Source organism: Streptomyces fragilis (genome assembly GCF_003112515.1).
Classification (GTDB): domain Bacteria; phylum Actinomycetota; class Actinomycetes; order Streptomycetales; family Streptomycetaceae; genus Streptomyces; species Streptomyces fragilis.
Genome location: NZ_BEVZ01000010.1, coordinates 143,595 through 154,518 on the forward strand (window position 1 = coordinate 143,595; position 10,924 = coordinate 154,518).

A 10,924-nucleotide genomic window follows, 5' to 3' on the forward strand; every position below is an offset into this window, starting at 1 on the left:
CGGGTGTAGCAGGCCGTCGAACCGCCGGGTCCGCCGGTCGGCCGGGTCCGTCGGGTGGGGTCGGACCGTCGGGTCCGTCAGGCGGGGTCAGACCGTCGGGTCCGCCGGGTGGGGGGCGAAGAGCGGGGCGGCGAGGCGGGCCTCGCAGAGTTCGACCAGGCGGTCGTACCCCGCCTTGCCCATCAGCTCCGTGAGCTCCGCCCGGTAGGAGACGTACACCGGCTCCCCCGCCCCGTGCGCCGACGTCGCCGACGTGCACCACCAGTGCAGGTCGTGCCCGCCCGGCCCCCAGCCCCGCCGGTCGTACTCACCGATGGAGACCTGCAGCACCCGCGTGTCGTCGGGCCGGTCGATCCACTCGAAGGTCCGCCGCACCGGCAGCTGCCAGCACACGTCCGGCTTGGTCTCCAGCGGCTCGCGCCCCTCGCGCAGGGCCAGGATGTGCAGCGAGCAGCCCGCGCCGCCCTCGAAGCCGGGGCGGTTCTGGAAGATGCAGGAGCCCTCGAAGGGCCGGGTCTGCCGGGAGCCCTCGTCGTCCTCGGAGACCCAGCCGCCGAGGACGCCCTCCGCGTGGTGCTGCCAGATGTCCGGGGTGAGCCGCTCGACGAATCCGGCCACCCGCTGCTCGTCCTCCTCGTCGGAGAAGTGCGCCCCCAGCGAGCAGCAGCCGTCCGCGGCGCGGCCCGCCTGGATGCCGTGGCAGCCGCTGCCGAAGACGCAGTTCCAGCGCGAGGTCAGCCACGTCAGGTCGCAGCGGAAGACCTGCTCGTCGTCCGCCGGGTCGGGGAACTCCACCCACGCGCGCGGGAAGTCGAGCCCCTTCTCGTCGTCCTCGGCGACGGGCACCTCGATCAGCGGCAGGGCCGTCCGCTTCGAGGCCTTGGCCGTGGCCGCCTTGTGGTCCTTCGCCTTCTTCGTCTTGGGCACGCGTTCAAGAGTAAGTGGAGCCGTCACGACCGCACTGGCCCCGCGCTGCGCGAAACGTCGGGTTCCTCACAGTCGCCTCCTCCACAGTTCGGACGATTGCCGGACCGGCGGCCGGTTACGTTTCCCGGTATGCGACTTGGTGTGCTCGACGTGGGGTCCAACACGGTCCACCTGCTGGTGGTCGACGCCCACCCCGGCGCGTGCCCGCTCCCCGCCCACTCGGTGAAGGAGGAGCTCCGGCTCGCCCAACTCCTCGACGGCGACGGGGCGATAGGTCCCACGGGCGTCGACCGGCTGATCGGGGTGGTCCGGGACGCGGCCCGCGCGGCCGAGGACAAGGGCGTCGAGGCGCTGCTGCCCTTCGCCACCTCCGCCGTGCGCGAGGCCCGCAACGCCGACGAGGTGCTGGAGCGCGTGCACCGGGAGACCGGCGTGAGCCTGCGGGTGCTGTCCGGGGAGGACGAGGCGAAACTCACCTTCCTCGCCGCCCGCCGCTGGTTCGGCTGGTCGGCCGGGCGCCTGCTGGTGCTGGACATCGGCGGCGGCTCGCTGGAGATCGCCTACGGCATCGACGAGGAGCCCGACGCCGCCGTCTCGCTGCCGCTCGGCGCGGGCCGGCTCACCGGCGCCTGGCTGCGGAGCGACCCGCCGGCGCCCGAGGAGGTACGGGCACTGCGCCGCCACGTCCGCACCGAGATAGCCCGCACGGTGGGCGAGTTCACCCGTCTCGGCAGCCCCGACCACGTGGTCGCCACCTCCAAGACCTTCCGCCAGCTGGCCCGCCTGGCGGGCGCCGCGCGCTCCGCCGAGGGCCTGTACGTGCAGCGGGAGCTGACCAGGGACGCGCTGGAGGCCTGGGTGCCCAAGCTGGCGGCGATGACCGAGCAGGAGCGTGCCGAACTGCCCGGTGTCGCCGAGGGGCGGGCTGGCCAGCTGGTCGCCGGCGCGCTGGTGGCGGAGGCGGCCATGGACCTCTTCGGCGTCGGGCGGGTGGAGATCTGCCCCTGGGCGCTGCGCGAGGGCGTCATCCTGCGCCGCCTGGACCACCTCGACCCCCTGGACCGCTGACGCCCGCTCCCCGGGACCCCGCCTCTCCTCGAGACCGGGCCCCGCCTCCCTCGAGACCGGCCCCGCCTCACCCAGGACCGGGTCCCGCTCCCCGGGCTCCCGACCGGAGAAACGGACCCGTGGGCGGCCGGGAACCGCCCCCGAGCCCCCGCCGCTTCCGCGCACCTCCCGTACTCTTGCTGCCGTGGCAGAACCAGTCGTCCGCATCCCCGACGCGAAGGTCGCGCTGTCCACCGCCTCCGTCTATCCGGAGTCCACCGCGACGGCCTTCGAGATCGCCGCGCGCCTGGGCTACGACGGCGTCGAGGTCATGGTGTGGAACGACCCGGTGAGCCAGGACATCGAGGGCCTGCGCCGCCTCAGCGACCACCACCGGATCCCGATCCTCGCCGTGCACGCCCCCTGCCTGCTGATCACGCAGCGGGTCTGGTCCAGCGACCCCTGGGTCCGGCTCCAGCGCGCCCGCTCGGCCGCCGAGCGGCTGGGCGCCACCACGGTCGTGGTCCACCCGCCGTTCCGCTGGCAGCGCCAGTACGCGCGGGACTTCGTCTCCGGCATTTGGCGGATGGCCGACGAGACGGACGTCCGGTTCGCCGTGGAGAACATGTACCCCTGGCGCTACCGCGACCGGGAGATGCTCGCCTACGCCCCCGGCTGGGACCCCACCGACGAGGACTACCGGCACTTCACGATCGATCTCAGCCACACCGCCACGGCCCGCACCGACACCATGGCGATGATCGGCCGCATGGGGGACCGCCTCGGTCACGTCCACCTGGCCGACGGGAAGGGCTCGGCCAAGGACGAGCACCTGGTCCCCGGCCGCGGCGACCAGCCCTGCGCCGAACTCCTCGAAGGGCTCGCCGGCTCCGGCTTCGACGGCCACGTCGTCATCGAGGTCAATACCCGCCGCGCGATGTCCAACGCGGAACGCGAGGCCGACCTGGCCGAGGCGCTGGCCTTCACCCGCCTCCACCTCGCCTCCCCGCTGCGGGTCAAGGGCCAGTGACCGCCCAGCCGACCGGGCCACGCCGTGGCCGTGGCCGCCCGCCCCGCGCCGCGGCCTCCGCCGAGACCCCGGCCACCCGCGACCGCATCCTGGCCGCCGCCCGCGAGGTGTTCGCCGAGCGCGGCTACGAGAAGGCCAGCGTGCGCGGCATCGCCAAGGCGGCCGACGTGGACCCCGCGCTGGTGCACCACTACTTCGGCACCAAGGAGCAGGTCTTCGAGTCGGCCGTGGAGGGCGCCTTCGCCCCCGTGCTGCGCACCCGGCCCCTGACCGAGCTGCGTCCGGACCGCGCCGGGGAGCAGTTCGTCCGCATGTTCCTCGGCATCTGGGAGAACCCGGCGACCCGGGCCCCGCTGCTCGCCATCATCCGCTCCGCGGTCAGCAACGAGGCCGCCGCCGCGATCTTCCGCCGGCTCGTCGCCGGGCTGGTGCTGAGCAAGGTCGCCAAGGAGCTCGACGCGCCCGACGCGGAGCTGCGCGCCGAGCTGGCCGCCGCCCAGGTGGTCGGCGTGGTGATGCTGCGGTACGTGATCAAGGTCGAGCCGATCGCCTCCGCCGACCCGGAGGAGCTGATCGCCCGCCTCGGCCCCGTCCTCCAGCACCACCTCACCGGCTCCACCGGCGCCGGCCCGGCCGCCGGCTGAGCCGGCGGGCGCATCTCACGTCCCGCATTCCGGACAACCGTGTCCGACCGGTGGATGCCCGGCGTACTCTCGTCAGGGCCAGTACTTCCCTAAGGAGCGAGCGACGATGCCCGAGCTGAGGTCCCGCACAGTCACCCACGGCCGCAACATGGCGGGCGCCCGCGCCCTTATGCGGGCCTCCGGTGTACCGGGTGCGGACATCGGCCGGAAGCCGATCATCGCCATCGCCAACTCCTTCACGGAGTTCGTGCCGGGACACACCCACCTGCAGCCGGTCGGCCGCATCATCAGTGAGGCCGTCAAGGCGGCCGGCGGCATCCCGCGCGAGTTCAACACCATCGCCGTGGACGACGGCATCGCCATGGGCCACGGTGGCATGCTGTACTCCCTGCCCTCCCGCGACCTGATCGCGGACAGCGTGGAGTACATGGTCGAGGCCCACTGCGCCGACGCGATGATCTGCGTCTCCAACTGCGACAAGATCACCCCGGGCATGCTGATGGCCGCCCTGCGGCTGAACATCCCCACCGTGTTCGTCTCCGGCGGCCCCATGGAGTCCGGCCGGGCCACCCTGGTCGACGGCACCGTGCGCACCCTGGACCTGGTCGACGCCATCTCCGAGGCGGTCAACGACAAGGTCTCCGACGAGGACATCTTGCGCATCGAGGAGTCCGCCTGCCCCACCTGCGGCAGCTGTTCCGGCATGTTCACGGCCAACTCGATGAACTGCCTGACCGAGGCCATCGGCCTCTCCCTGCCGGGCAACGGCTCCGTCCTCGCCACCCACACCGCCCGCCGCGCCCTCTACGAGAGGGCCGCGAGCACGGTGATGGACCTGGTGGACCGCTACTACGGCCAGGACGACGAGACGGCCCTGCCGCGCAGCATCGCCACCTTCTCGGCCTTCGAGAACGCGATGGCGCTCGACATCGCCATGGGCGGCTCCACCAACACGATCCTCCACCTGCTTGCCGCCGCCCACGAGGCCGGCGTCCCGTTCGGGCTGGAGCAGATCGACGCCGTCTCCCGCCGCGTCCCCTGCCTCGCCAAGGTCGCGCCGAACGTGGCGAAGGACCGCACGTACTACATGGAGGACGTGCACCGCGCCGGCGGCATCCCCGCCCTGCTCGGCGAGCTGCACCGGGCCGGTCTGCTCAACGAGGACGTGCACTCCGTGCACAGCCCGTCGCTGGACGACTGGCTGAAGACCTGGGACGTGCGGGGCGGCTCCCCGTCCGCCGAGGCCGTCGAGCTCTGGCACGCCGCCCCCGGCTGCGTCCGCTCCGCCGAGGCGTTCTCCCAGTCCGAGCGCTGGGAGGCGCTGGACGTCGACGCGGAGGGCGGCTGCATCCGCTCCGCGGCCCACGCCTACTCCAAGGACGGCGGCCTCGCCGTGCTGCGCGGCAACCTCGCGGTCGACGGCTGCGTGGTCAAGACGGCCGGCGTCGACGAGTCCATCTGGACCTTCGAGGGTCCCGCGGTGGTCTGCGACTCGCAGGAGGAGGCCGTCGAGAAGATCCTGAACAAGCAGGTCACCGACGGCGACGTGGTCGTCATCCGCTACGAGGGCCCCAAGGGCGGTCCCGGCATGCAGGAGATGCTCTACCCGACGTCCTTCCTCAAGGGCCGCGGCCTGGGCAAGACCTGCGCGCTGATCACCGACGGCCGCTTCTCCGGCGGCACCTCCGGGCTGTCCATCGGGCACGCCTCCCCGGAGGCGGCGTCCGGAGGCACGATCGCCCTCGTCCAGAACGGCGACCGGATCCGCATCGACATCCCCAACCGGTCCATCGAGCTGCTCGTCCCCGACGAGGAGCTGGCCCGCCGCGAGGAGGCGCTGGGCGGGCGGTACGCGCCGCGTGCCCGCGACCGCAAGGTGTCCGCGGCGCTCCGCGCCTACGCGGCGATGGCCACCAGCGCCGACCAGGGCGCCGTCCGCGACGTCACCCGCCTCGGCTGACACCGTTCCGGCGGCGCGGTTCCCGGAGGGGGTCGCGCCGCCGGTTCGTCCCGCCGGCCCGTCCCACCGGCCCGGCGCGCGTCATGTGCCGGAATCCGGAATGAGGAATTCCCGCGCAGGAATTGCGAGACTTCCGCCCCAGCCATCCCAACCCCGGGAAAACGGCCTCGGGCCCCCACCGGCTTCCCCACCATGGGCACATGACCTCGCCCACCGCGCGCCCCCTGCCCCACGACTCCCTGGTCCAGGCCCACGCCGAGCGGGCCCGCTCCTTCAACGGCGCGGCCGCCGTCTACGCCGCCGCGCGTCCGTCCTACCCGCCCGCGCTGCTGGACGCCGTCGAAGAACTGGCGGGCCGTCCCGTCGAGGGAGCCGATGTGGCCGACGTGGGCGCCGGGACCGGCATCTCCACCACGATCCTGCGTGCCCGCGGTGCCCGTGTCGTGGCCGTGGAGCCGGGCGACGGCATGGCCGCCCAGTTCCGCGTCGCCCTCCCCGACGCGCCGCTGGTCAGGGGGGACGGCAACCACCTCCCGCTGGCCTCCGGGTCCGTGGACCTGATCACCTACGCCCAGTCCTGGCACTGGACCGACCCCGCGCTCTCCTTCCCCGAGGCCATGCGCGTCCTGCGACCCGGCGGCGCGCTCGCCCTCTGGTGGAACACCGACGCCCAGGACATCCCGTGGATCGCCGAGCAGGCCGACCGCATCAGGCAGCACTTCGGCGACGCCCGCGCCAACAAGTCCGGCGGCGGCACCCGCACCCTCGGCAACGGCATGCACTTCGCCGGCGCCCCGTTCCCGCCCGCCCCCGACCGGATCGGCCGCCGCGTCGTGCGCTGGAGCCGCCGGGTCCCGGTCGACACCCACCTGGCCAACATCGCCAGCCACTCCCTCTTCATCCTGCACGGTGAGGAAATGACCCGGGCCTTCCTGGACCAGGAGCGCGCCTGCCTCCAGGAGACCTTCCCGGACGGCGTCGTCGAGGAGACCTACGACGTCCTGCTCCTGGTCGTCACCGCGCCCTGAGTGCCCCGGACGGGCAGCCGGGCGCGCCCCGACACCCGGGCCGCGGGGACCCGCCCGCCGTGCCACCTCCCCAGGTCCACCCGCCACCTTCACCCCCAGGCCGCCGCGTGAACTCGTGCGGCGGCCTTGACGTGTCCGGACCGGCGGAGAATTATTCACCACATGATGAATAAAGAGCCCGGTCCGGCGATCCGGGCCACCGGCCTGACCGCCGTCCGGGGCCCCCGCACCGTGCTGCGCGACCTCGACTTCACCGTGCCCGCCGGCCGCGTCACCGGCCTCCTCGGCCCCTCGGGCTGCGGGAAGTCCACCCTGATGCGCGCCGTCATGGGCACCCAGGCCAAGGTCGCCGGAGACCTGCGGGTCCTCGGCCTGCCGGCCGGCCACCCCTCCCTGCGCGCCCGCATCGGCTACGTCACCCAGGCTCCCGCGGTCTTCGCCGACCTCACCGTCCGGCAGAACCTGGAGTACTTCGCGGCCGTCCTCGACCCCGGCCGGCGCGCCGCCGCCCGCCGCGAGGAGAACGTCACCCGCGCCATCCGCGACGTGGACCTCACCAGCCACGCCGACGCCCTGGCCGCCCACCTCTCCGGGGGCCAGCGCAGCCGCGTCTCCCTCGCCGTCGCCCTGCTCGGCTCCCCCGAACTCCTGGTCCTCGACGAACCCACCGTCGGCCTCGACCCGGTGCTGCGCCGCGACCTCTGGGACCTCTTCCACGCCCTCGCCGCCGACCGCGGCGCCGGCCTGCTGATCTCCTCCCACGTCATGGACGAGGCCGAGCGCTGCCACGGGCTCCTGCTCATGCGCGAGGGCGAGATCCTCGCCCAGGACAGCCCCGACGACCTGAGGGCCCGGACCGGCGCCGACACCGTCGAGGCGGCCTTCCTCACCCTGATCGACCAGGCCGCCGAAGCCGCCACCGCGGCCACCCGGTCCCACAGCCAGGAGACGTCCCGATGAGCACCCCGCCCCTCAGCCCCGCCAGGACCGTCGCCACCGCCGCCCGCGTCCTGCGCCAGCTGCGCAACGACCCCCGCACCATCGCCCTGCTGCTCCTGGTGCCCTGTCTCCTGCTGCTCCTGCTCCGCTACGTCTTCGACGGCAGCCCGCAGACCTTCGACGACATCGGCGCCTCGCTGCTCGGCATCTTCCCGCTGATCACGATGTTCCTGGTCACCAGCATCGCCACCCTGCGCGAACGCACCTCCGGCACCCTGGAGCGGCTCCTCGCCATGCCGCTCGGCAAGGCCGACTTCATCGCCGGCTACGCCCTCGCCTTCGGCACCCTGGCCGTCGTCCAGTCGCTGCTCACCACCGGCCTCGCCGTCTGGGGCCTGGGCCTCGACGTCACCGGCTCGCCCTGGCTGCTGCTCCTGGTGGCCCTGCTCGACGCGATCCTGGGCACCGCCCTCGGCCTCTTCGTCTCCGCCTTCGCCGCCTCGGAGTTCCAGGCCGTCCAGTTCATGCCGGCCGTGATCTTCCCCCAGCTCCTGCTGTGCGGCCTGTTCACCCCGCGCGACCAGATGCAGCCGGTCCTCGAGGCGGTCTCCGACGTGCTGCCCATGTCCTACGCCGTCGACGGCATGAACGAGGTCCAGCAGCACGCCGGGGTGACCGGCGACTTCGTCCGCGACGTGCTCGTCATGGTGGGCTGCGCGCTCCTGGTGCTCGCCGTCGGCGCCGCGACCCTCCGCCGCCGCACGGCCTGACGCGCGCCGCTGCGGGGAGGACCGGCCACCGGTGCGGGACGGGCCGGCCACGGCTTCGGGCAGGCGGTCGCCACCTCGGGGAGGCGGTCGCCACCTCGGGGAGGGCCGTCGCCGCTCGGGGGAGCACGTCCGCCCGGCCGTTCCGCCTGGCGGACGTGCGCGGTGTTCCCCCGGCCCCGGTGCGAGGATGGCCAGGGACGACGCGCAACTCCCCGGAGGGCACCACCCACATGAGCCAGAAAGTCGCAGTCCTCGGCACCGGCAAGATCGGCGAAGCCCTGCTCAGCGGAATGATCCGGGGCGGCTGGAACCCGTCCGACCTGCTGGTCACCGCCCGCCGCCCCGAGCGCGCGGAGGAGCTCCGCACCCGCTACGGCGTCACCCCGGTCGGCAACCCCGAGGCCGCCAAGTCGGCCGACACCCTGATCCTGACGGTCAAGCCGCAGGACATGGGCGCCCTGGTCGAGGAGCTCGCTCCGCACGTCCCCGCCGACCGCCTGGTCATCAGCGGTGCCGCCGGCATCACGACCGCCTTCCTGGAGGAGCGCCTCCCGGCCGGCGTCCCGGTGGTCCGCGTCATGCCCAACACGCCGGCCCTGGTCGACGAGGCCATGTCCGTGATCTCCGCGGGCAGCCACGCCACCGCCGCGCACATCGAGACCGCCGAGCAGATCTTCGGCTCCGTGGGCCAGACGCTCCGCGTCCCCGAGTCGCAGCAGGACGCCTGCACGGCCCTCTCCGGCTCCGGCCCGGCGTACTTCTACTACCTCGTCGAGGCCATGACCGACGCGGGCATCCTGCTCGGCCTGCCCCGGGACAAGGCGCACGACCTGATCGTCCAGTCCGCCATCGGAGCCGCCGTCATGCTCCGGGACAGCGGCGAACACCCCGTGAAGCTCCGCGAGAACGTCACCTCCCCCGCGGGCACCACCATCAGCGCCATCCGCGAACTGGAGAACCACGGCGTCCGCGCCGCCCTGATCGCCGCGCTGGAGGCCGCTCGCGACCGAAGCCGCGAACTCGCCTCCGGCAACGGCAACTGACGCGCACCGACGCACCACTGCGGCGTCCGGGGAGGCGGACGACCGGTCCGCCCCCCGGGACGCCCGCAGCCTTCAGGCAGCCGGCAGCAGCCCGATCGCCCGGTACGCCGTGTCCACCACGGGCCGCGCCATCGCCCGGGCCCGCTCGGCACCGGCCCGCAGGACGCCGTCGACGTACGCCGGGTCCGCGCACAGCTCGGCGTGCCGCTCCCGCACCGGCCGCAGTGCCTCCACGACGGCCTCGGCGACGTCCTTCTTCAGCTGCCCGTATCCGGTGTACTTCCCGGCCAGCGTGACCGGCTCCTCCCCGGTGCAGGCGGCGAGGATGTCCAGCAGGTTGGCCACCCCGGGCCGTTCCGCCCGGTCGTACTCGACCTGCCGGCCACCGGGCCCGCTGTCGGTGACCGCCCGCATCACCTTCTGCCGCACCACCTCCGGCTCGTCCAGCAGCCGCACCACCCCCTGCCCGGACACGTCGGACTTCCCCATCTTCGATCCGGGCTCCTGCAGGTTCATCACCCGCGCCCCGACCCGGGGCAGCGTGACCTTCGGGACGACGAAGGTGTGGCCGTAGCGCTGGTTGAACCGCTCCGCGAGCGTGCGCGCCAGTTCGACGTGCTGCTTCTGGTCCTCACCCACCGGCACCTCGTCGGTGGCGTAGGCCAGGACGTCCGCCGCCATCAGCACCGGATAGGTGAGCAGGGACAGACGGACACCGGCCCCCCGCTCCTGCTGGCGCCGGGCCTTCTCCTTGTACTGGATCATCCGCCGCATCTCACCGTCGGTGGCCACGCACTCCAGGAGGTAGGACAGCCGGGCGTGCTCGTCGACGTGGCTCTGCACGAAGAGCGTGCAGACGTCCGGGGCGAGACCGGAGGCCAGCAGCAGGGTGGCCGTCTGCCGGGTCAGCCGGCGCAGCCGCGCCGGGTCGTGCTCCACGGTCAGGGCGTGCAGATCGACCACGCAGAACAGCGCGTCCGCCTGGTGCTGCTCGACGGCCGCCCACCGGCGCACGGCCCCGAGGTAGTTGCCCAGGGTCAGATGCCCCGACGGCTGGACCCCGCTGAACACTCGCTTCATCGCTCGACCTCCCGGTCGTCCGGGCCGCGGTCCCGGTGGCCGCCTCGGGAGGGAGATACGAGAAACGGCCGCCGGATCCCGGCGGCCGCTGCTGATCGCATGCGTGAGGACGGGCCGCCGTCAGGCGGCCCACCAGCTCTGGGTGCACGCATGCGCTGTGGTCACGAGGACAGGCTAGGTCCTCGAGGGCCTCTGCGCAGGCGGTTTGACAGCGCCCGGCGCGATCCGTAAGGTTCTCCGAGTTGTCCGACGTGAGCACCGACTCCGGTCGGCCCCGGACAGCCAATCCACAAACACCGACCAGCCAGCCACGGCGTATCACTGCCGTGCGTGCCGGCGCGTGCATTGCGGATTGCAGGATTCCTTCTCGTTCGCGAGAGCGAGACCCCGGATTGGCTTCGGGGGCCATGAATCCGCTAATGTCTCACCGGTCGGAAGGGCGAACAGCCCGGAAGG

10 protein-coding genes are annotated in these 10,924 nt (G+C 73.2%); 8 read left to right on the plus strand and 2 right to left on the minus strand.

Annotated elements, in window-relative coordinates; translation table 11 throughout:
- Window positions 1-87 precede the first annotated feature (87 nt).
- Window positions 88-927, minus strand: a complete 840-nt coding sequence (locus tag Sfr03f_RS28210) for a DUF3109 family protein (RefSeq protein ID WP_108957030.1) — start codon at window positions 925-927, stop codon at window positions 88-90.
- Between the two features lie 129 nt (window positions 928-1,056).
- On the opposite strand from Sfr03f_RS28210, the gene Sfr03f_RS28215 reads away from it, so the two are divergent.
- The 8 genes from Sfr03f_RS28215 (at window position 1,057) to proC (ending at window position 9,388) form a co-directional block, all read left to right on the plus strand.
- Window positions 1,057-1,995 (plus strand): Ppx/GppA family phosphatase, encoded by a 939-nt coding sequence (locus Sfr03f_RS28215; protein WP_108957031.1) that lies wholly within the window; start codon window positions 1,057-1,059, stop codon window positions 1,993-1,995.
- A 184-nt stretch (window positions 1,996-2,179) separates the two neighbouring features.
- Entirely contained in the window at window positions 2,180-3,004 is an 825-nt protein-coding gene (locus Sfr03f_RS28220) for a sugar phosphate isomerase/epimerase family protein (RefSeq protein ID WP_108957032.1), read from the plus strand.
- Complete coding sequence (locus tag Sfr03f_RS28225; RefSeq protein ID WP_108957033.1) at window positions 3,001-3,648, plus strand: TetR/AcrR family transcriptional regulator; 648 nt, start codon at window positions 3,001-3,003, stop codon at window positions 3,646-3,648. The genes Sfr03f_RS28220 and Sfr03f_RS28225 overlap by 4 nt, the downstream gene beginning before the upstream one ends.
- A 106-nt stretch (window positions 3,649-3,754) precedes the next feature.
- Window positions 3,755-5,608, plus strand: coding sequence for a dihydroxy-acid dehydratase (gene ilvD, locus Sfr03f_RS28230; RefSeq protein ID WP_108957034.1), 1,854 nt, complete (start codon window positions 3,755-3,757; stop codon window positions 5,606-5,608).
- A gap of 200 nt (window positions 5,609-5,808) precedes the next feature.
- Window positions 5,809-6,636, plus strand: coding sequence for a class I SAM-dependent methyltransferase (locus Sfr03f_RS28235; protein ID WP_108957035.1), 828 nt, complete (start codon window positions 5,809-5,811; stop codon window positions 6,634-6,636).
- Window positions 6,637-6,798: 162 nt separating this feature from the next.
- Window positions 6,799-7,596, plus strand: coding sequence for an ABC transporter ATP-binding protein (locus Sfr03f_RS28240; RefSeq protein ID WP_108957036.1), 798 nt, complete (start codon window positions 6,799-6,801; stop codon window positions 7,594-7,596).
- Window positions 7,593-8,345 (plus strand): ABC transporter permease, encoded by a 753-nt coding sequence (locus Sfr03f_RS28245; protein ID WP_108957037.1) that lies wholly within the window; start codon window positions 7,593-7,595, stop codon window positions 8,343-8,345. The genes Sfr03f_RS28240 and Sfr03f_RS28245 overlap by 4 nt, the downstream gene beginning before the upstream one ends.
- A gap of 230 nt (window positions 8,346-8,575) precedes the next feature.
- Entirely contained in the window at window positions 8,576-9,388 is an 813-nt protein-coding gene (gene proC / locus Sfr03f_RS28250) for a pyrroline-5-carboxylate reductase (protein ID WP_108957038.1), read from the plus strand.
- A gap of 72 nt (window positions 9,389-9,460) precedes the next feature.
- Here the strand turns inward: proC and trpS are convergent, their stop codons facing one another.
- A complete protein-coding gene (gene trpS, locus Sfr03f_RS28255; RefSeq protein WP_108957039.1) occupies window positions 9,461-10,468 on the minus strand; it encodes a tryptophan--tRNA ligase in 1,008 nt (335 codons plus the stop codon).
- Window positions 10,469-10,924: the final 456 nt, after the last annotated feature.